Below are 19,496 nucleotides of genomic sequence, written 5' to 3'. Positions count from 1 at the left end.
GCTCTTCCTATTCTCCCGTCGCTTCGCTCGCCCTGGAAAATTCTCCCGTCGCTTCGCTCGCCCTGGAAAGTGCTTGTTCGTCGACTTTCAGTTGCTGGCGTTCCTTCGTCGTCGCCAGCGGGGCTTCGGGCTGAAGCTCCATGTTGGCGATGTAATGGCCCCGCGGGGTCTCGGCCACGAAGGTGATCGCCCGGGCAAGGTCGGAGGCGCGCATGAAGTAGTCGTGGCGGGCCTGGCCCCATTTGGCCCAGTCCTCGAGGGCCGGGCCGAGCAGGTCGGCGGGCAGGCTCCAGCCCATTCCGGTCTTGGTCGGGCCGGGGTGCACGATCGACGCCCGCACACCGGTGCCTTCGAGTTCCATCTGGAGGTTGTTGACCATCGCGACCAGCGCCGCCTTGGCCGCCCCGTAGGCACCCATGTGTGGGCGCTGACGTAGTGCCACGTCGGAACCGACGAAGATCAGGTCGCCCCTCTGACGCTCGATCATCCCGGGCAACACCGCTGCGGCGACCCGGTTGGCACCGATCAGGTGGATCTGGATCTGCGAGTCGAACTGTTCGGTGCTGATGGCCTCGATCTTGCCGAAGTACGTGTCGCCCGCGCCGGCGACCAACAACTCGATCTCGCCGAGTTCGGAGGTCGTCTGCTCGACACAGGACTTGACCGAATCCGGATCGGTGACGTCCAGGTGGACCGCGATGGCTTCGCCGCCGTCAGCCCGGATCTGCTCGACGAGCTCCTGGCACTTCTCCACCCGGCGCGCGCCCAGAGCGACCGGAAAGCCGTGGGCGGCAAGGTCGACGGCTGTCGCCGCACCGATACCAGAGGAGGCGCCGGCCACCAGGGCGGGACGACGGTCGGGCAGTGGGTCGAAACGGGGCATCTGAGACCTTTCCGGCCGTGCTAGCGGACCTGGACAGTGATCGGGAGATGGGCGAATCCGCGCACGTTGCTCGAATGGACGCGGACGGCATTGGCCTCGTCGACCTCGTACCCTCGGATTCGCTTGAACAACTCGGCAAGTGCCACCCTTGCCTCCATCCGCGCGAGGTGTGCGCCGAGGCAGAAGTGGGCACCACTGCCGAAACTCATCAGTTTCGAACCGATCTCGCGACCGATGACGTAGTCGTCGGGGTTCTCGAAGACCCGCTCGTCGCGGTGCGCGGAGCCCGGGAGCAGCAGCACCACATCACCTTCGGGAATCGTGGTGTCGTACAGCGTCAGCTCGCCGGACACGGTGCGGGCCAGGATCTGACTGGACGTGTCGTAACGCAGCGTCTCCTCCACCCACAGCGGCACCCGCTCGATGTCGTCGTACACCGCCATCAGCTGGTCGGGGTTCCGGTGACCCCAGAAGGCGGCATTGGCAAGGAGTTTGGTGGTGGTCTCGTTGCCTGCGATCACCATCAGGAACATGAAGCCGAGGATCTCGTCGTCGGTGAGCCGGTCTCCGTCGATCTCGGCTTCCAGCAAGGCCGATGTCAGGTCGTCGGTGAGTTGCTTGCGGCGCTCGGCGACCATCGCCTGGTAGTAGACGATCAGGTTGATCGACGCCTCGACCGCCGCGGCGGGAACGTCGTTGACACCTTCGTCGCGGTGCATCACGCCGTCGGCCCAGGCGCGGACCTGGTCACGGTCGGCCTGCGGCACCCCCATCAGCTCGGAGATGACGTCCATCGGCAGCTTGCCGGCGAATTGGTTGACGTAGTCCACAGTCTCGCCGCTACGAGCCTTCTCCAGCATCGTGTCCAGATGCCCGACGGTCAGCTCGGTGACCCTGGGCTCGAGCTCTCTGATGCGCCGCGGCGTGAACCCCTTGGACACCAGGGTGCGCAACCGCAGATGGTCCGGATCGTCCATCGCCAGAAAGGACATCGTCTTCGAGGCGTGCGGCCCGCGCGAGGCCGGATCGAGCGAGACACCATAGGAGTTGGACAGGGTGGTGCTGTTGCGGAAGCCCTGGAGCACGTCACGGTGCCGCGACAACGCCCAGAAGCCGAGGTCTTCATTGCGGTAGAGGGGCGCCTCGTCGCGCAGCCGCTGATAGTAGGGATACGGATCCTCGTGGAAGTCGTAGTCATACGGGTCGAGGATGGCGTCGCTCACGGCGCCGCTGTTGGTGGTCATCGGTCCTCCCCGACGATGAGGCCGACCACATAGCTCAAGCGGTCGGCGATCTGGTGATAGGTGAAGGCCCCGCTGCCGGCGTTGACCAGTGCGCCGAAGAACGTCATCTCCAGCGCGGCCGGTGTGCGCGGGTCGCTGTCCGGTCCGACGGCGGCGCGGATCCGGCGATGGATCTCGGCGCCGATCCGCTCCCGTACCGCCCGCACGGCCGGATCGTTGCCCGACAGCAGCGCGGTGGTGCACGCCGCGGCGACCTCGGGCTCGTCGGCGAGCGTCAGCGTCATCGCCCGCAGGGTCTTCTCCACGCGGCTGGCCCTGCTGTCGTTGACGTCGGTGAAGTACTCGACCTGCTGCATGAGGTCCAGGTAGACCTCGGCGATCAGGTGGTTCTTCGACGAGAAGTAGGTGTATGCGGTTGCGGGTGCGACCTTGGCCCGTGCTGCGACCGCGCGAACGGTCAGGTCGGCGTACGACGATTCGCGCAGCATCTCGACGCCGGCGGACAGGACTTTGCGGAAAGTCTCTTCCTGCCGCCTGTTTCGAGGTGGTTGCCGCGCCTCATTGGTAACCGCGGCAGCTGCATCACTGGACACATGTCCAAGTTATCGGAAACTGCCACTCGCAAGCAAGCCCAGGGGCAAAGCAGCAGTTCAGGGTGCATTAGCGTCGCGTCTATCCTCTTCGACCTTGCCTCGCCCGGCGATCGGGGGCTATCGTTCGAGAGAAATCAGTCGGACAGTTGTCCAGGACGCTTAGACAGGAGGTCGGATGCCAATCCTGGCCGATCGCGAAAGCCGGCTGCTCATCGACGGCAAGCTCGTCGCTGGCAGCTCGGGAACGTTCCCCACCCTCAACCCGGCGACCGAGGAGACGCTCGGAGTCGCGGCCGACGCGAGCGTCGAGGACATGAGCGCGGCGGTCGGGGCTGCCCGGCGAGCCTTCGACGAAACGGACTGGTCCACCGACACCGCCCTGCGGGTGCGTTGCATCCGCCAACTCCAGGACGCACTGTCCAAGCACGTCGAAGAGCTACGGGAACTGACGATGTCCGAGGTCGGTGCGCCACGGATGCTGACCTCGACCGCCCAGCTGGAAGGGCCGATCGCCGACCTGTCGTTCTCGGCGGACACTGCCGAGAACTACCAGTGGCGAACAGATCTCGGGATCGCGTCCCCGATGGGAATCAAGACGCAGCGAACCGTCGCTCGTGAGGCCGTCGGGGTGATCGGAGCGATCACCCCGTGGAACTTCCCCCATCAGATCAACTTCGCCAAGATCGGACCGGCGCTGGCCGCGGGCAACACCGTCGTCCTGAAGCCGGCGCCGGACACCCCGTGGTGCGCCGCGGTGCTCGGCGAGCTCATCACCGAGCACACCGACATCCCCGCCGGCGTGCTCAACATCGTCACCTCCAGCGACCACGGGGTCGGGGCACTTCTGTCGAAAGACCCTCGGGTGGACATGGTCTCGTTCACCGGGTCGACTGCGACCGGGCGCGCGGTGATGGCTGACGGCGCCGCCACGCTGAAGAAGGTCTTCCTCGAACTAGGCGGCAAGTCGGCGTTCCTGGTCCTCGACGACGCCGACCTGGCCGGCGCCTGCTCGATGGCGGCGTTCACCGCGTCGATGCATGCCGGGCAGGGTTGCGCGATCACCACCCGACTGGTGGTGCCGCGCGACCGTTACGACGAGGCGGTCGAGGCCGCCGCTGCGACCATGGGTGGGCTCAAGCCGGGCGATCCCACGGACCCGGGCACCATCTGCGGGCCGGTGATCTCGGCGAGGCAGCGTGATCGCATCCAGGAGTACCTGGATTCGGCGATCGCCGAGGGCGGTAGATTCGCCTGCGGCGGCGGCCGTCCCGCCGATCGTGACACCGGCTTCTTCATCGAGCCGACGGTCATCGCCGGGCTGGACAACTCCGCGAAGGTGGCGCGCGAAGAGATCTTCGGCCCGGTGCTGACGGTGATCGCACACGACGGCGACGACGACGCGGTCCGGATCGCCAACGACTCTCCCTACGGCCTGTCGGGCACCGTGTTCTCGCCCGATCTCGATCGGGCGAACTCGGTGGCGGCGCGGCTGCGGGTGGGCACGGTCAACATCAACGGTGGTGTCTGGTATTCGGCGGACATGCCGTTCGGAGGTTACAAGCAATCCGGTATCGGCCGGGAGATGGGGCTCGCAGGTTTCGAGGAGTACCTCGAGATCAAAGCGATTGCCACAGCAGCTGGTTGAGAAAGAACCGCCGAACGTGCAGTTGTGACACGCAGATCGGCGGATAGCGTGCCATAACGACACGCTCGGACTTCAGAGAGGATTCGGTATGGGATTGTACGGAGATCAGTTCACCGGGAAGGTGGCCATCGTCACCGGGGCCGGCGGTGGTATCGGCCAGGCCTACGCCGAGGCACTCGCCCGCGAGGGGGCGGCGGTGGTGGTGGCCGATATCAACACCGAGGGCGCCCAGAAGGTCGCCGACGCCATCTTGGGTGAGGGCGGCAACGCGCTCGCCGTCCGGGTCGACGTCTCGGATCCGGATTCGGCCAAGGAGATGGCGGCGCAGACGCTTTCGGAGTTCGGGGGCATCGACTACCTGGTGAACAACGCCGCCATCTTCGGTGGGATGAAGCTCGACTTCCTCATCACCGTGGACTGGGATTACTACAAGAAGTTCATGAGCGTGAACCTCGACGGCGCGTTGGTGTGCACCCGCGCGGTGTACCGCAAGATGGCCAAGCGCGGCGGCGGGGCGATCGTCAACCAATCCTCGACCGCGGCGTGGCTGTACTCGAATTTCTACGGGCTGGCCAAGGTCGGCATCAACGGCCTCACCCAGCAACTGGCCACCGAACTCGGTGGCCAGAACATCCGGGTCAACGCGATCGCACCCGGGCCGATCGACACCGAGGCCAACCGGACCACCACCCCGCAGGAGATGGTGGCCGACATCGTCAAGAACATCCCGCTGTCGCGAATGGGCGAGCCGGAAGACCTCGTCGGCATGATGCTGTTCCTGCTCTCGGATCAGGCCAAGTGGATCACCGGTCAGATTTTCAACGTCGACGGCGGACAGATCATCAGATGACCGACGAGCGCTCGCGCGAGGAGCAGACGAGCACCGAACTGAAGCTGGGCTACATCGGCCTGGGCAACCAGGGCGCGCCGATGGCCAAGCGACTCGTCGACTGGCCCGGTGGCCTCATCGTGTTCGACGTCCGCACCGAGGCGATGGCCCCGTTGGCCGAACTGGGTGCAACGCCGGCGGACGATGTCACTGACGTCGCAAGGGCGGCCGACGTCATCAGCGTCACCGTCCTGACCGACGCGCAGGTGCGCGACGTGGTCGGTGAGCTCGCGGCCCACGCGCGGCCGGGTACCGTCATCGCGATCCACTCCACGATCGAGCCCGATACAGCGGGCGAGTTGGCTGAGCGACTGCACCCCCAGGGAATTCACATCGTCGATGCCCCGGTCAGCGGCGGGGCGGGGGCAGCCGACAAGGGTGAGCTGGCCGTCATGGTCGGCGCCGACGAGGAGGCCTATGCCCTGGTCAAGCCGGTCTTCAAGAAGTGGGCTTCGATGGTGGTCCGTGCCGGCGAGCCGGGAGCGGGAACCCGGATGAAGCTGGCACGGAACATGCTGACCTACATCGGTTTCGCCGCGGCGTGCGAGGCGCAGAGGCTTGCCGAGGCGGCAGGGATCGACCTTCAGAAGCTCGGGCGCGTGGTACGGCACAGCGACGCGCAGAGCGGCGGGCCCGGTGCCATCATGGTCCGCGACGACACCACACCGCTGCAGCCCGACCACTTCGTGTACGACATGTTCGTCCACACCCGCGGTCTGGCCGAGAAGGACCTGCGGCTGGCGCTCGGGCTCGGTAAGGCCACGGGAGTCGACCTGCCGCTGGCCAAGATTGCGCTACGGGACCTGGCCGCCGGACTCGGTGTGCCGCACACGACTTCGACGGTGAAGGAGTAGCCACATGGATGAGTTGCGCCGCAAGGGCCTCGAGAAGATGAACGAGGTCTACGGCTGGGAGATGCCCGACATGCCGGGCGACTACTTCGCCCTCACCGCCGATCACCTCTTCGGCACCATCTGGACCCGGCCCGGACTGTCGATGCGGGAGAAGCGGATGATGACGCTGACCTGCGTCACCGCGCTCGGCATCACGGATCTGGCCGAGATCCAGGTCAATGCCGCGCTGAACAACGGCGAGCTGACCGTCGAAGAGCTCAAGGAAATGGCGATCTTCCTCACTCATTACCTCGGCTTCCCCCTCGGGTCCAAGCTCGACGGCGTGGTCACCAAGGTGGCGGGCAAGCGCAAGAAGGACGCCGAGAAGGGTGCGGGCGAGGACAAGCGGGCGAACGTGAACGCGGCGCTGAACATGCACTCGGGAAGCACGCTCGATGATGCCCAAGACCGATGATGCCCAAGACCGATGATGAGTAGGTATGCCGCGCTGTCGCGCGACGAACTCGCCACGCTGGTGCCCGAGCTGCTGTTGATCGGTCAGCTGATCGACCGGTCGGGAATGGCCCACTGCATCAGCGCCTGGGGTCGCGACGAGATGCTTCAGGTGGCCATCGAGGAGTGGGCCGCCTCCAGTCCGCTCTACACGAAGCGGATGCAGAAGGCGCTCAAGTACGAGGGCGTCGACATCTTCACCTTGTTCAAAGGACTGCAGCTGGATATCGGTGCCCCACCGCAGTTCATGGACTTCCGCTACACCGTGCACGACCGATGGCACGGGGAGTTCCACCTCGACCACTGTGGCGCACTACTCGACGTCGAGCCGATGGGCGAGGACTACGTGCACGGGATGTGCCACGACATCGAGGATCCGACGTTTGATGCCACGGCGCTGGCCACCAATCGCAAAGCCCAGGTGCGGCCGATCCACCGGCCGCCCCGGGTGCCGTCAGACCAGCACCCGCATTGCCGATGGACGGTGATCATCGACGAGTCCTATCCCGAGGTGCCGTTCATCCCGGCGATGGACGTCGTCGCCGCCAGCCACGCACACTCCTGCGAACTCGAGCCGATCGATCCGAACGACGAAGGCATGGCCGACTATTCGGGGGAGTTGCTCGCCGATGTCGACTTCGGCGCGTTCTCGCATTCGGCGCTGGTCCGGATCGCCGACGAGGTGTGTCTGCAGATGCACCTGCTGGTGCTGTCGTTCACGATCGCGGTCGAGAAGCGCGCCAAGGACGATGCGGCGCTGGCGCGTTCGATCCGCACCAAACAGTTGATCGGCATCGCCGGAGTCGCCGCCGAGCGCATCCACAAGGCGCTCAGGCTGTCCAGCGATGTCAAGGGTGCACTGCGGGTTCTCGAGCTGCACCCGCTGCTCAATCCCGCCGCGTACGTGTGGGCCGACGTCGGCCCGGAATCGATTCATGTGCGACCGTCGCCGGCCCACGAGGACGATTCCTGGATCTCTCTGGTCTCGCCCGTCGCCGACCTTCCGTTGCAGGCGATCGTCCAGGGCGTCGACCCGCATCTTCGCGCCGAGGTTTCGGGCAGCGAAACCGACTGGACCGTGCGCATCGTCGAGACCGACACCGCGGCAAAGGAACTGCCCGAGGTTGCGGTGTGCAAGTTCAGCGGTGGGGCATCCTGGGTGTTCGAGGAACGCAAGTCGTTGCCGCTGACGGTGGTGTGAGCATGTTGCCCACCCACCTGCGCAGGTAGGCACGCAGCTCGTCGCCCTGCCGTGGCGGGCGTCCCGGGTCGATGACAAACGACTGGATGATCCGCAGCAGATGCTCGGCCAGTTCGTCGAGATCGGCGCCGGAATAGCCCGCCGCTGTCCAGTCGACGTCCAGACGTCCCACCATGTCCCGGCCGAACCGCAGGGCGATGTCCGAGGTCACCGATTCGACGTGGGAGGCGCCACCGGGGACCATCAGCAGGCCGATGTATTTCTCCCGCGGCAGCCACTCCAGCGCCGTGGCAACGGCTTCGGTGACCGCTTCGGCCGGATCATGGATCCCGGCCAGGTGCGCGGCCAATCGGTCCAGGAAGCCGTCGACGGCGTGCACCGCCGCGGCGACGAGCAGTGCCTCGGTGCTGGCGAAGTACCGGTACACCGTCTGCCGGGTGACCCCCACCGTGCGGGCCACATCGGAGATGCTGAAGTCGGCCCCCTTGTTCTCGATCGCCTTGCCGGCGGCGGCGAGGATCCGCGCGACTGCCTCCTCGTCGTTGGCAGGCGCTGAACCGGACCAGCCGTGGGTGCGCACGAACGAACTCTAAGCCACCCCGTCGGCCGCTACCGGTAGGAGACCTGCAGGTCCTTGACGCCGTTGATCCATCCCGACCGCAGCCGCTGCGGCTCGGCGAGCTTGGTGATGTCGGGAATCTGGTCGGCGATCTCGTTGAACATCAGCTTGATCTCCATCCGGGCGAGGTTGGCGCCGATGCAGAAGTGTGCTCCGTTGCCGCCGAATGCCAAGTGCGGATTGGGATTCCGCAGGATGTCGAACTCGAAGGGCCGGTCGAAGACGTCCTCGTCGAAGTTCGCGGAGCTGTAGAACAGTCCGACTCGCTGCCCCTCGGCGATCTTCGCGCCACCGATCTCCACGTCGGTGAGTGCGGTGCGCTGGAAACAGTGCACCGGGGTGGCCCAGCGGATGATCTCCTCGACGGCGGTCTCGGGCCGTTCGCGTTTGAACAGCTCCCACTGGTCGGGGTTCTCCAGGAACGCATTCATGCCGTGGGTCATCGCGTTGCGGGTGGTCTCGTTGCCGGCCACCGCGAGCAGGATCACGAAGAACGCGAACTCGACGTCGCCCAGGGGCTCGGTGGTCTCGCCGCCTGGTTCGCTCAAGTCGGCCTGGATCAGCCGGGTGACGATGTCGTCGGCGGGGCAGCGGCGGCGTTCTTCTGCCATGTTGTACGCGTAGCCCATCAGCTCGGCGTTCGCGACGGTCGGATCGGAGTCGAAGTCCGGATCGTCGGTGTTCATGATGCAGTTGGTCCAGTGGAACAGCTTCTCGCGGTCGCCCTCGGGGACCCCGATGAGGTCGGCGATCGCCAGCAGCGGCAACGGCATCGCGATGTCGTCGACGAAGTTGCCGGAGCTTCGTTCCGCGGCCGACCGCACGATGTCGCGCGCGGCGACCGCCAGCTTCTCCTCCAGGGCGACGATCGCCCTGGGGGTGAAGAGGCGCGAGACGATCTTGCGCAACCGGGTGTGCTCAGGTGCGTCGTGGTTGATCAGCAGGGCCTTGGTCAGGTCGAGTTGGTCGGCGGTGACGCCGTCGGGCAGGCGCATCACGGCGCCCTTGCGGTTGGTCGACCACAACGCGCCGTCCCGTGAGATCGCCTTGATGTCCGCGTGCCGGGTGATCACCCAATAGCCGCCATCGTCGAAGATCGACTCTTCCTGGGCGTTCCACCACACCGGCGCGGTCTTGCGGAGTTCGGCGAACTCGGTGATGGGAATGCCCTTGAGCAGGACATCCGGGTCGGTGAAGTCGTATCCCTGGGGGAGGAGCGGGCAACTCTGCAGCCCGTCGTTCGTCGTGGTCATGTCGATTCACTCCTGATGTGACGTGCAGCACTTTCCCTAGACCATACACCGATCCGCATAACTGTATGGCCGATGGGGTCGGGCTTCCGTGCCTCGGTGCGATTAGGGTGGGCTGCTGTGCACGTCCTGGTGGTCGGATCCGGAGCCCGTGAACACGCGCTGCTGCTCGCGCTGCGCCGAGACCCGGAGGTCGACGCGCTCACAGTGGCGCCCGGCAACGCGGGCACGGCGGCCCTTGCCGACCAGTACGAGCTCGACGTCACCTCGGGTGAGGCGGTCGTCGCGCTCGCGCGTCGCGTCGGGGCCGACCTCGTTGTCATCGGACCCGAGGTGCCGCTGGTCCTCGGTGTCGCCGACGCGGTGCGGGCGGCGGGCATCGCCTGCTTCGGGCCGACGAAGGACGCTGCCCGAATCGAGGGGTCGAAATCCTTCGCCAAGGACGTGATGACCGCTGCGGGGGTGCGCACCGCGGGCAGCGAGATCGTCGACAACCCCGCCCGCCTCGACTCCGCGCTGGACCGGTTCGGCCCTGCCGGCGGGGACCCGGCATGGGTGGTCAAAGACGACGGCCTGGCGGCCGGTAAGGGCGTGGTGGTCACCGCCGACCGCGACGCCGCCCGCGCGCACGCCGCGAGCCTGCTCGAGGCCGGCCACCCGGTACTTCTCGAGTCGTTCCTCGACGGCCCGGAGGTGTCGCTGTTCTGCGTCGTCGATGGGGAGACGGTGGTCCCGCTGCTGCCGGCGCAGGACTTCAAGCGCGTCGGCGACGGCGACAGCGGACCCAACACCGGCGGTATGGGGGCCTACACCCCGCTGCCGTGGCTGCCCGACGAGATGACCGGACGCATCGTCGACGAGGTCGTCAAACCCGTTGCCGCCGAACTCGTCAAGCGGGGCTGCCCGTTCTCGGGCCTGCTGTACGCCGGGCTGGCCATCACCTCACACGGCCCTGCGGTTGTTGAATTCAACTGCCGCTTCGGTGATCCCGAGACCCAAGCGGTGCTCGCGCTGCTCGAATCCCCTCTGGGGCAGCTGTTGCGCGCCGCCGCCACCGGGGAACTGGCCGCTCAGCCGGCGCTACGGTGGAGCGACGGCGCGGCCGTCACCGTCGTCGTCGCCGCGGAGAACTACCCGGGGCGCCCCAGGGTGGGCGACGTCATTCACGGCGCCGATCCGGGCTCCGAACACGGCGGGAGCGTGCTGCACGCCGGCACTGCCCGCCGCGACGACGGCGCTGTGGTGTCCGCGGGTGGCCGAGTGCTGTCGGTGGTGGGAGTTGGCGCCGACCTGGCAGCCGCGCGCGAGGCCGCCTACCGGCGGATCGCTTCGATCCGGCTGCCGGGCAGTCATTTTCGGACCGACATCGGCCTAGCGGCAGCGGAGGGGCGCATCTCTCTCTAGGCGGTGAGCAGCGGTGCGGCCCAGGTGAGCTCGCCGGTCAACTGCGAGGACCAATACGACGCATTGTGCCCGCCGGGGGAGAAGCCGCCGGCCGGCGGCGCCGCCAACTGCGCGATGAACTGCTGGGTTGCCGGGTAGAACGGATCGTCGTACCCGCAGTCGATTCGCAGCGGGATCCCGTCGAGCGCGCCCAGGCCCCACACGCTGTTGGCGGCGTAGTCTTCGGCGCCGTCGAACGCACCCGGCGCCACCGACGCCGACGACGTCCACAGGGCAGGGCTGACAGCACAGATCGCGGCGGTGCGTCCGGCGCCCAACCGCGAGCCCAGCAGCATCGCGCCGTAGCCGCCCATCGACCACCCCAGGAAGCCCACCCGCGACGTGTCGAGGCCGTGCTCGCCCAGGAGTGGGAGGAACTCGTCGAGCACCATCGCTCCGGAATCGTCACCGGAGGCGCGTCGGTGCCAGTAACCGTTGCCCCCGTCGACCGCGGCGAGGGCGAACGGCGCGACGCCCGCCCGGACCGCGTCCGCCAGGAACTGCTCGGCACCCATCGACATCACGGTCTGGGCGCTGGAATCCTTGCCGTGCAGCAGGATCACCGGCCTCAGCGGAGCCGTCTGGCCGGGTGGGCGCGCGATGACCCAGTTGGTCACCGCCCCGCCCCGGGCAGCGGACACAAAGGATCCGGCGTCGTAGGTCGGAGCCGGGACGGGTGGTGCCTGCGGTGCCGGCGGTGCGCCTGCGGCCAGTGCGGCGCCCAATGTGTACCCCCCGGCGGCCACGACGCCAGTGCCCACGCCGATTTGCAGGAGCGCGCGGCGGGTGAGGACTGGCATGGGCGCCATCATGCCATCACCGCGTCAGGGCAATGGTTGGTGATTAGGCGAAAGCCCGATGCCGAAACCTCCTGACTGGCACGATGCTAGAGGTGACGGCAGCAGTCACTCCCAAGGGAGAACGTCGGCGGTATGCGCTGGTCAGCGCAGCTGCCGACCTGCTCTGCGAAGGGGGCTTCGACGCGGTGCGACATCGTGCCGTGGCCCGCCGGGCCGGGTTGCCGCTGGCGTCCACCACCTACTACTTCTCGTCGCTGGAAGACCTGATCGCCAAGGCGGTCGAACATGTCGGTACCCGGGAATCGGTGGAGTTGCGGGAGCGGGTCGCCACCCTGCCGCGCCGCCGCCGCGGCGCCGAGTCCATCGCCGACATCCTCGTCGACCTACTCGTCGGAGACAGTCCCGAACTGATTACCGAACAACTGATCTCGCGGTATGAACGATTGATCGCCTGCGCTCGGCAACCCGGCTTGCGGGACATCCAGCGGCGCATCCTCGCCCAGCGCACCAACGCCGTCGTCGAGGTGGTCGAACGGTCCGGCAGATCTGTACGCGCCGAACTGCTCACCGCTCTGGTGTGCGCGGTCGACGGTGCGGTGGTGGCAGCGCTTGTCGGGGACGGGGACGGTCCGCGGGCAACGGCCAGGGCGACCCTGATCGACGTGATCGACATGCTGGCTCCGTTCCACCCTCAACATCTGTGATCGACGAGGTTTGCGGTTGACCCCGGATGGCAAGTCCGACTGTCTCATGATGGTTTTTCCAGTGAGCGGTCAGGGGAGGCGCGATGACGGAGTCCGGCGCTGGGGCAAAGGTCGGTGATCAACAACCCGAGTTGAAGCGGGTGATGGGTCCGGGCCTACTGCTGTTGTTCATTGTCGGGGACATCCTCGGGACCGGCGTGTACGCGCTGCTCGGCGACGTCGCCGGCGAGGTCGGCGGTGCCGCGTGGCTGCCGTTCCTGATCGCGTTCGGTGTCGCCACCATCACCGCATTCAGCTATCTGGAGCTGGTCACCAAGTACCCCCAGGCCGCGGGCGCGGCGCTGTACGCGCACAAGGCTTTCGGCATCCACTTCGTCACCTTTCTGGTGGCTTTCGTCGTGATGTGCTCCGGAATCACCTCGGCGTCAACGGCATCCAGAGCATTCGCGGCGAACTTCTTCGAAGGCGTGGACTACGACGCGCCGAAGCTGGCGGTCGCCGTGCTGGCGTTGCTGTTCATGGCCGGGCTCGCGGCGATCAACTACCGCGGGGTCGGGGAGAGCGTCAAGCTCAACGTCGTCCTGACCATCATCGAGATCACCGGCTTGATCGTGGTGATCATGGTCGGCTTCTGGGCCTTCACCGGCGGCGCCGATGTCGATTTCTCCCGGACCGTCGCGTTCGAGACCGGTGAGGACAAGAGCACCTTCCTGGCGATCACGGCCGCCACGTCGCTGGCGTTCTTCGCGATGGTCGGCTTCGAGGACTCGGTGAACATGGCCGAGGAGACCAAAGATCCGGTCAACACCTTCCCCAAGATCCTGTTGAGTGGCCTGTCGATCGCCGGCGTGGTGTACATCCTGGTGTCCATCGTGGCGGTGGCCCTGGTGCCGGTCGGTGAGCTCAAGGAGAGCGACACCCCCCTCGTGGAGGTGGTCAAAGCCGGAGCGCCGGGCCTGCCGATCGACGACATCCTGCCTTTCATAACGATGTTCGCGGTGTCGAACACCGCGCTGATCAACATGCTGATGGCAAGCCGGCTGATCTACGGCATGTCCCGCCAGCACGTGCTTCCGCCGGTGCTGGGGTCGGTCCATCCCACCCGTCGGTCGCCGTGGGCCGCGATCATCTTCACGACGCTGATCGCGTTCGGCGTGATCATCTACGTGTCGACGTTCGCCAGCAGCAGTGCGATCTCGATCCTGGGTGGTACCACCTCGCTGCTGCTACTCGCGGTGTTCGCGGTGGTGAACGTCGCAGTGCTGGTGCTGCGCCGCGATGTGCAGAAGTCCGGCGGCCACTTCAGGACGCCGACTGCGCTGCCCGTCGTCGGGTTCCTGGTGTCGCTGTATCTGGTCACCCCGCTGTCGGGCCGCCCAGCCCAGCAGTACATCGTGGCCGGCGGACTGGTCGTCATCGGTGTGGTGCTGTTCTTCATCACCCAGGTGATCAACCGGCAACTCGGCATCAGGGACGGCCGGATCACCGATCCGACGCACCTGGGAGCAGGACCGAACTAGCCGAAGGTGCCGTTGAGTCGCTGAAATCGGCTTTCCAGCAGTGCAATCCGATCATTGTTGCCGTCCAACTGCAGATACTGGGTGCCGAACACCGCGAGCAACACGTCGTCGAGCCTGCGCACCGCGCCTGCCGGGTAGCGGTAACCCATCGCGTCGTTGACCGCGGTCGTGTCGACGCGGCTGAGGATCGCATCGACGCCGTCCACGGAGTCGATGCCGAGTTCGAGCAGCAGCCCCGCGATCCAGGCGTAGTGCTCGGTGCGTGACCATCCGGCGTCGGGGAACCGGTTACCGAGATAGGTGGCCAGCACCGGCGTCGGGATGCGGGGATCACTGGTGGTCTGCGGGGCACGTTCCGACGGCACGGTCGAGCGGAGTCTTTCGCGGATTGCCGAGAACTCACGGTCGGCCAGCTCGAGCAGGCCCGCGGCCAGCGTGAACCGCCGATTGAGATCGGGCGCGTCCTCCTCGGGCACCGAACCCTTGTAGCGGATGTCGTGCTCGAACTCGGCCCACGCGTGCTGCAGGATGGTCCGGACCTGGACCGAGGCCGGTTGTTGCTCACCCTCGACCGCGACCAGCAGGTGCCTGCTCGCGTAACCCCAGCGGCCTTCGCTCGCCGTCTCGACCCCCATGTCCCGGTCGTCGAGCAGCCGCATCTCCTCTCCGAGCAGGTTGGCGACCGCGGCGACGTCGTCGCGGAGATAGGTGATCACCCGCAGCCCGATCTGGTCGGTGATCTCGGAGAGCGGATCGGTGTAGAGCCGACGCCCCTCGACGGTGCGGTCCGCCTTCGCGGCGAACGACGCAACGGTCTTGGTGCGCGCCGTGACACTGAGGTAGTTGATCCCGGCGTCGTCGAGCAGGCCCATGACCTCCGACAGGTAGCGCCCGGTCGAGCGGGTCAGCGACGGCCGGCGCTCGGCGTAGGTCGCGATGGCGTCGTGAATGGCGCCGGGCGTCGGCTCCGGCGGCGCCGGGACCAGGTCGGACGGCAACGTCGGCGTGACGATGTAGCCGGTCTCGCCGTCGCCGTAGACCGTCACGTCCGACGGCCGGCGCACCGCGTACATGGCCACATACGCACACATCACCGCGTCGACCGGATCCTCGACCAGACGGAGATCGCTCTTGCGCTCGGCGTTCTCCGCCATGTCGCGCAGCTTCGCCCAATCCGGGCTGTCGGCCGTGCGTAGCGGCGGGTCCGTCTGCGCGAGTGCCTCGATGTGCTCCATCAGACGCAGCAGTTCCGCACGCAACTGGGCGACGCCGCGGCCGGGCTTGGCCTTGTACTTCAGGGTCCGGCCGAGCCGGAACAACGCCACCGTCGCCGGGTGCGGGTAGACCTCGATGGCGCGGCGCGCAGCTGTGGAATACGGGTCCATGTCGAGGTCCAGCGCACTGGCGATGCGGGCGCCCCGGGGAACGTCCGCGAACTCCGGCTTGCCCGTGTTGGACGGGTGGGCACCGGCCTGGAACCGACCGAAGTCGGCGTTGAGTTCCCGTTCGGCAGGGCGCTGCCCGGTCGGGTTGGTGACGATCAACGGAGCATCGATCGCGACTAGACAGGCGCCCTCGGTGTAGGGCGCCAACGCGGCCCGGATGCTGGCGTCGTCGGTGGCCGAGCCGGCATAGACCAGCCGCCCGGCATCGTCGATCGCGGCGACACCTGTGGGTTTGCGCTGGCCCCAGGCCAGGTCGAGTCCGACGAAGTGCACGCGTCCACTGTGCCCTACGGACGGATCGAAGACGGTGTCCTGTGGCCCGATAGGCTGTGCTTTCGTGAGCATCCCGAACGTGTTGGCCCAGCGCTACGCCAGCGATGAGATGGTGGCGATCTGGTCCCCGCAGGCCAAGATCGTCACCGAGCGGCGGCTGTGGCTGGCGGTGCTGCGGGCGCAGATGGAACTCGGTGCGGGGAATTCAGACGTGCCGGAGGCCGTCCTGGCCGATTACGAGCGGGTGCTCGAGAACGTCGACCTGGAGTCGATCGCCGCGCGGGAACGGGTGTTGCGCCACGACGTCAAGGCACGCATCGAGGAGTTCAACGCGCTTGCCGGACACGAACACGTGCACAAGGGCATGACCAGCCGGGACCTCACCGAGAACGTCGAACAGCTGCAGATCCGCCGGTCGCTGCAGCTCGTGCACGCCCACGGCGTCGCAGTGGTCGCCCGTCTCGCCGAGCGCGCCGCGCTCTACCGCGACCTGGTGATGGCCGGCCGCAGTCACAACGTCGCCGCCCAGGCGAGCACCCTCGGCAAGCGGTTCGCCTCTGCCGCACAGGAGATGCTGGTCGCGTTGCAGCGCGTCAGCGAGCTCATCGACCGTTACCCGCTGCGCGGCATCAAGGGCCCCATGGGCACCGCGCAGGACATGCTCGATCTGTTCGACGGGGACACCGAGCGGCTGGCCGAATTGGAGACGCGTGTCGCGCAGTTCCTGGGCTTCACCGAGATCCTCACCAGCGTCGGGCAGGTGTACCCGCGTTCGCTGGACCATGACGTGGTGTCCGCACTGGTTCAGCTCGGCGCCGGACCGTCGTCGCTGGCGCACACCATTCGGCTGATGGCGGGCCACGAACTGGTGACCGAGGGCTTCGCGCCCGGGCAGGTCGGGTCGTCGGCGATGCCGCACAAGATGAACGCCCGCAGTTGCGAACGCGTCAACGGCCTGCAGGTGGTGCTGCGTGGCTACGCGTCCATGGCGGCCGAACTCGCCGGCGCGCAGTGGAACGAAGGTGACGTCTTCTGCTCCGTGGTGCGCCGGGTCGCCCTGCCCGACGCCTTCTTCGCTCTCGACGGTCAGACCGAGACCTTCCTGACGGTGCTCGACGAATTCGGCGCCTACCCCGCGGTGATCCAGCGCGAGCTGGACCGATATCTGCCGTTCCTGGCCACCACCCGCATCCTGATCGCCGCGGTGCGGGCGGGGGTCGGCAGGGAGACCGCCCACGAGGTGATCAAGGAACACGCGGTCGCGGTGGCCCTGGCGATGCGCGAGCACGGCGCCGAGCCCGACCTGCTGGACCGGCTCGCCGCTGACCCGAGATTGCCGCTGGACCGGGTCGCGCTCGACGCGGCACTGGCCGACAAGCAGGCATTTACCGGCGCGGCGGGTGATCAGGTCGACCGGGTGGTCGCGGCGGTCGACGACCTGGTCGGGCGTTTCCCAGAAGCCGCCAGGTACACCTCGGATGCGATTCTGTGAGCCCGGCCGCGGAGCTGGCCCGGATCGACTTCACCGATCTGGACAACTTCGCCGACGGCTTCCCGCACCACTTGTTCGCCCTGCACCGTCGCGTGGCGCCGGTCTGCTGGCACGAGCCCACCGAGAACACCCCGGACGGCGAGGGTTTCTGGTCGGTCGCCACCCACGCCGAAACCCTTGCGGTGTTCCGTGATCCGCAGACCTATTCGTCGGTGACCGGGGGCAGCCGGCCGTTCGGTGGCACGTTGCTGCAGGACCTGTCCATCGCGGGCCAGCTGCTCAACATGATGGACGACCCGCGGCACGCCGACGTGCGCAGGCTGGTCAGCTCGGGTCTGACGCCGCGGATGATCCGCCGCGTCGAGGACGACCTGCGGGACCGGGCGCGTCGGCTGCTCGATGACGTGACCCCTGCGGTGCCTTTTGATTTCGTCACCGACGTGGCCGCCGAGGTACCGATGCAGATGATCTGCATCCTGCTGGGAGTGCCTGAATCCGAACGCCATTGGCTGTTCGAGGCGATCGAACCCAGCTTCGACTTCGGCGGCTCCCGCAAAGCGTCCATCACCCGGCTCTCCGTCGAGGAAGCCGGCTCGCGGATGTACGCATACGGCCAGGAGTTGATCGCCGCCAAGCGGGCCGCACCGACCGACGACATGCTCTCGGTCGTGGTCAATTCCGACGATCCCGCGCTGTCGGACATCGAGAGCTACCTGTTCTTCAACCTGCTGTTCAGCGCGGGTGCCGAGACCACCCGCAACTCGATCGCCGGTGGGCTGCTGGCGCTGGCCGAGAACCCCGGAACGTTCGAGGCGCTGCGTGCCGACCCGGAACTGTTGCCGACGGCCATCGAGGAGATGGTGCGCTGGACCTCGCCGTCGCCGTCGAAGCGGCGCACCGCGACCCGCACCGCCACGCTGGCCGGGCACCACATCGAACCCGGGCAGAAGGTCCTCGTCTGGGAAGGTTCCGCCAACCGTGACGCCGCCGCATTCGCGAACCCCGATCGATTCGACATCACGCGTAAACCGAACCCGCACTTGGGTTTCGGTCAGGGAGTGCACTACTGCCTCGGGGCCAACCTGGCGCGGCTGGAACTGAGGGTGATCTTCGAGGAGTTGCTCGGCCGCTTCACCTCGGTGCACATCGCCGAGCCCGTCGAGTGGACGCGCAGCAACCGGCACACCGGCATCCGGCACCTGATGGTCGACTTCGCCGGTTAGACGCCGAGCTTGAGACCGGCACCGGCGTCGATGAACAACTGTTGCCCGGTGACATAGCGGGATTCGTCAGAGGCCAGATACACCACAGCATGCGAGATGTCTTCGGTCTCGACGTAGGGGATCGGCATGACCTGCAGCAGCGGGAACACGAGTTCGGCTTCCTCACGTGTCGGCTCGGCGAGGTCGGGCCGGAACGTGCGGTACATCGGGAGGTTGTGCAGCATATCGGTGTTGACATTCGTCGGGTGTACGGTGTTGATTCGGATGTTCTGTGGCCCCAACGTCAGTGCGAGTGCTTTCGTGTAGTCCCGCACCATTTTCTTGGCCAGACCGTAGCCTGCTCCGCCCGGGCCCGACGGTCCGCCGCCGGTGGCGAGGTCCTTCTGATCCACCAAGCCGGCGATCGAACCGGTGACAATGACCGATCCGCCGGCCGTGAGGTGGTCGAGCGCGACGTGAACGGTGTTGACGACGCCGACGAAGTCGACATCGAACGCGTCGATGAAACCGCGGAAGGGAATGTGGTTGCCCTGTGGGCAGATTCCGGCATTGGCGACCACGACGTGCAATCCACCCAACTCCGCGACCGCCGAATCGAGAGCGGACTTGAGGGCGGCGCGGTCGCGCACGTCGACCTGCGCGGCGACCACTCGACGCCCCGACTTCTCGACCAGTTTCGCGGTCTCGTCGAGGTCTGCGGGGGTGGCCAGGGGATACTCGTTGGAATCGATGTCGGCGCAGATGTCCAGGGCGATGATGTCGGCGCCTTCGTCAGCCAGGTATACCGCGTGGCTGCGGCCCTGCCCACGTGCGGCGCCGGTGACCAGAGCGACCTTGCCGTTGAGACGGTTCATTCTTCCTCCAATGCTGTCGGACGGTCGCCCCACGGAATGGATAATAGAACACTCAGTGTTAATCTGTCACGC

At 66.9% G+C, this 19,496-nt stretch carries 18 protein-coding genes; 10 read left to right on the top strand and 8 right to left on the bottom strand.

Features of this window, described 5'->3' with window-relative positions; all coding sequences use genetic code 11:
- Nucleotides 1-7 precede the first annotated feature (7 nt).
- The 3 genes from BEMPMBAN_RS00780 to BEMPMBAN_RS00770 are packed head-to-tail and all read right to left on the bottom strand — an operon-like array spanning nucleotide 8 to nucleotide 2,720.
- On the bottom strand, nucleotides 8-883 hold the full coding sequence (locus tag BEMPMBAN_RS00780) for an SDR family oxidoreductase (RefSeq protein WP_159228522.1): 876 nt from the start codon (nucleotides 881-883) through the stop codon (nucleotides 8-10).
- A 20-nt stretch (nucleotides 884-903) separates the two neighbouring features.
- Nucleotides 904-2,127 carry a cytochrome P450 gene (locus BEMPMBAN_RS00775; protein ID WP_159228521.1) on the bottom strand — a complete coding sequence of 408 codons (1,224 nt, stop codon included), beginning with the start codon at nucleotides 2,125-2,127 and terminating at the stop codon, nucleotides 904-906.
- Complete coding sequence (locus BEMPMBAN_RS00770; protein WP_159228520.1) at nucleotides 2,124-2,720, bottom strand: TetR/AcrR family transcriptional regulator; 597 nt, start codon at nucleotides 2,718-2,720, stop codon at nucleotides 2,124-2,126. The genes BEMPMBAN_RS00775 and BEMPMBAN_RS00770 overlap by 4 nt, the downstream gene beginning before the upstream one ends.
- A gap of 175 nt (nucleotides 2,721-2,895) precedes the next feature.
- On the opposite strand from BEMPMBAN_RS00770, the gene BEMPMBAN_RS00765 reads away from it, so the two are divergent.
- The 5 genes from BEMPMBAN_RS00765 to BEMPMBAN_RS00745 all read left to right on the top strand — a co-directional run bounded on the left by BEMPMBAN_RS00765 (nucleotide 2,896) and on the right by BEMPMBAN_RS00745 (nucleotide 7,801).
- Nucleotides 2,896-4,365: an aldehyde dehydrogenase gene (locus BEMPMBAN_RS00765; RefSeq protein ID WP_159228519.1), complete on the top strand. Its 1,470-nt coding sequence runs from the start codon at nucleotides 2,896-2,898 to the stop codon at nucleotides 4,363-4,365.
- Nucleotides 4,366-4,453: 88 nt separating this feature from the next.
- Nucleotides 4,454-5,215, top strand: coding sequence for an SDR family oxidoreductase (locus tag BEMPMBAN_RS00760; RefSeq protein WP_159228518.1), 762 nt, complete (start codon nucleotides 4,454-4,456; stop codon nucleotides 5,213-5,215).
- Complete coding sequence (locus BEMPMBAN_RS00755) at nucleotides 5,212-6,108, top strand: NAD(P)-dependent oxidoreductase (RefSeq protein WP_159228517.1); 897 nt, start codon at nucleotides 5,212-5,214, stop codon at nucleotides 6,106-6,108. The genes BEMPMBAN_RS00760 and BEMPMBAN_RS00755 overlap by 4 nt, the downstream gene beginning before the upstream one ends.
- A 4-nt stretch (nucleotides 6,109-6,112) precedes the next feature.
- Nucleotides 6,113-6,562, top strand: coding sequence for a carboxymuconolactone decarboxylase family protein (locus BEMPMBAN_RS00750; RefSeq protein WP_159228516.1), 450 nt, complete (start codon nucleotides 6,113-6,115; stop codon nucleotides 6,560-6,562).
- A 12-nt stretch (nucleotides 6,563-6,574) separates the two neighbouring features.
- Nucleotides 6,575-7,801 (top strand): hypothetical protein, encoded by a 1,227-nt coding sequence (locus BEMPMBAN_RS00745; protein ID WP_159228515.1) that lies wholly within the window; start codon nucleotides 6,575-6,577, stop codon nucleotides 7,799-7,801.
- Here BEMPMBAN_RS00745 and BEMPMBAN_RS00740 read toward each other — a convergent pair.
- Entirely contained in the window at nucleotides 7,740-8,381 is a 642-nt protein-coding gene (locus BEMPMBAN_RS00740; protein ID WP_159228514.1) for a TetR/AcrR family transcriptional regulator, read from the bottom strand. The two genes, BEMPMBAN_RS00745 and BEMPMBAN_RS00740, sit on opposite strands and share 62 nt — an antisense overlap.
- A 29-nt stretch (nucleotides 8,382-8,410) precedes the next feature.
- Complete coding sequence (locus tag BEMPMBAN_RS00735; RefSeq protein ID WP_159228513.1) at nucleotides 8,411-9,673, bottom strand: cytochrome P450; 1,263 nt, start codon at nucleotides 9,671-9,673, stop codon at nucleotides 8,411-8,413.
- A 117-nt stretch (nucleotides 9,674-9,790) separates the two neighbouring features.
- Here BEMPMBAN_RS00735 and purD point away from each other — a divergent pair, with 117 nt between their 5' ends.
- A complete protein-coding gene (gene purD, locus BEMPMBAN_RS00730) occupies nucleotides 9,791-11,074 on the top strand; it encodes a phosphoribosylamine--glycine ligase (RefSeq protein WP_159228512.1) in 1,284 nt (427 codons plus the stop codon).
- Here purD and BEMPMBAN_RS00725 read toward each other — a convergent pair.
- The gene (locus tag BEMPMBAN_RS00725) at nucleotides 11,071-11,922 is read right to left on the bottom strand and encodes an alpha/beta hydrolase (RefSeq protein ID WP_272952202.1); all 852 of its coding nucleotides are present in this window, start codon (nucleotides 11,920-11,922) and stop codon (nucleotides 11,071-11,073) included. The genes purD and BEMPMBAN_RS00725 overlap by 4 nt on opposite strands.
- A 74-nt stretch (nucleotides 11,923-11,996) precedes the next feature.
- Between BEMPMBAN_RS00725 and BEMPMBAN_RS00720 the strand changes: the two genes are divergently transcribed.
- Entirely contained in the window at nucleotides 11,997-12,617 is a 621-nt protein-coding gene (locus BEMPMBAN_RS00720; protein ID WP_159228510.1) for a TetR/AcrR family transcriptional regulator, read from the top strand.
- A gap of 83 nt (nucleotides 12,618-12,700) precedes the next feature.
- The gene (locus tag BEMPMBAN_RS00715) at nucleotides 12,701-14,137 is read left to right on the top strand and encodes an APC family permease (RefSeq protein WP_159228509.1); all 1,437 of its coding nucleotides are present in this window, start codon (nucleotides 12,701-12,703) and stop codon (nucleotides 14,135-14,137) included.
- On the opposite strand, the gene relZ is transcribed toward BEMPMBAN_RS00715, so the two are convergent.
- Complete coding sequence (gene relZ / locus BEMPMBAN_RS00710) at nucleotides 14,134-15,855, bottom strand: bifunctional ribonuclease/(p)ppGpp synthase (protein WP_159228508.1); 1,722 nt, start codon at nucleotides 15,853-15,855, stop codon at nucleotides 14,134-14,136. The genes BEMPMBAN_RS00715 and relZ overlap by 4 nt on opposite strands.
- A gap of 64 nt (nucleotides 15,856-15,919) precedes the next feature.
- Between relZ and purB the strand changes: the two genes are divergently transcribed.
- A complete protein-coding gene (gene purB / locus BEMPMBAN_RS00705; protein ID WP_159228507.1) occupies nucleotides 15,920-17,347 on the top strand; it encodes an adenylosuccinate lyase in 1,428 nt (475 codons plus the stop codon).
- Entirely contained in the window at nucleotides 17,344-18,570 is a 1,227-nt protein-coding gene (locus BEMPMBAN_RS00700) for a cytochrome P450 (RefSeq protein ID WP_159228506.1), read from the top strand. Before purB ends, BEMPMBAN_RS00700 begins: the two co-directional genes overlap by 4 nt.
- Here BEMPMBAN_RS00700 and BEMPMBAN_RS00695 read toward each other — a convergent pair.
- The gene (locus tag BEMPMBAN_RS00695) at nucleotides 18,567-19,424 is read right to left on the bottom strand and encodes a mycofactocin-coupled SDR family oxidoreductase (protein ID WP_159228505.1); all 858 of its coding nucleotides are present in this window, start codon (nucleotides 19,422-19,424) and stop codon (nucleotides 18,567-18,569) included. The two genes, BEMPMBAN_RS00700 and BEMPMBAN_RS00695, sit on opposite strands and share 4 nt — an antisense overlap.
- Between the last annotated feature and the right edge of the window lie 72 nt (nucleotides 19,425-19,496).

This window comes from Mycolicibacterium austroafricanum (assembly GCF_902705885.1).
GTDB lineage: Bacteria > Actinomycetota > Actinomycetes > Mycobacteriales > Mycobacteriaceae > Mycobacterium > Mycobacterium vanbaalenii_A.
The sequence above is the reverse complement of the archived record's forward strand: the minus strand, read 5'-3'. Positions and strand labels throughout refer to the sequence as shown.

Excerpts from the sequence above, each read along its gene's own strand:
- BEMPMBAN_RS00780 (WP_159228522.1), bottom strand. The coding sequence starts at position 883 with ATGCCCCGTTTCGACCCACTGCCCGACCGTCGTCCCGCCCTGGTGGCC.
- BEMPMBAN_RS00715 (WP_159228509.1), top strand. The coding sequence starts at position 12,701 with ATGACGGAGTCCGGCGCTGGGGCAAAGGTCGGTGATCAACAACCCGAG.
- BEMPMBAN_RS00755 (WP_159228517.1), top strand. The coding sequence starts at position 5,212 with ATGACCGACGAGCGCTCGCGCGAGGAGCAGACGAGCACCGAACTGAAG.
- BEMPMBAN_RS00725 (WP_272952202.1), bottom strand. The coding sequence starts at position 11,922 with ATGGCGCCCATGCCAGTCCTCACCCGCCGCGCGCTCCTGCAAATCGGC.
- BEMPMBAN_RS00745 (WP_159228515.1), top strand. The coding sequence starts at position 6,575 with ATGATGAGTAGGTATGCCGCGCTGTCGCGCGACGAACTCGCCACGCTG.
- BEMPMBAN_RS00765 (WP_159228519.1), top strand. The coding sequence starts at position 2,896 with ATGCCAATCCTGGCCGATCGCGAAAGCCGGCTGCTCATCGACGGCAAG.
- BEMPMBAN_RS00760 (WP_159228518.1), top strand. The coding sequence starts at position 4,454 with ATGGGATTGTACGGAGATCAGTTCACCGGGAAGGTGGCCATCGTCACC.
- BEMPMBAN_RS00775 (WP_159228521.1), bottom strand. The coding sequence starts at position 2,127 with ATGACCACCAACAGCGGCGCCGTGAGCGACGCCATCCTCGACCCGTAT.
- BEMPMBAN_RS00750 (WP_159228516.1), top strand. The coding sequence starts at position 6,113 with ATGGATGAGTTGCGCCGCAAGGGCCTCGAGAAGATGAACGAGGTCTAC.
- BEMPMBAN_RS00720 (WP_159228510.1), top strand. The coding sequence starts at position 11,997 with ATGCTAGAGGTGACGGCAGCAGTCACTCCCAAGGGAGAACGTCGGCGG.
- BEMPMBAN_RS00735 (WP_159228513.1), bottom strand. The coding sequence starts at position 9,673 with ATGACCACGACGAACGACGGGCTGCAGAGTTGCCCGCTCCTCCCCCAG.
- BEMPMBAN_RS00695 (WP_159228505.1), bottom strand. The coding sequence starts at position 19,424 with ATGAACCGTCTCAACGGCAAGGTCGCTCTGGTCACCGGCGCCGCACGT.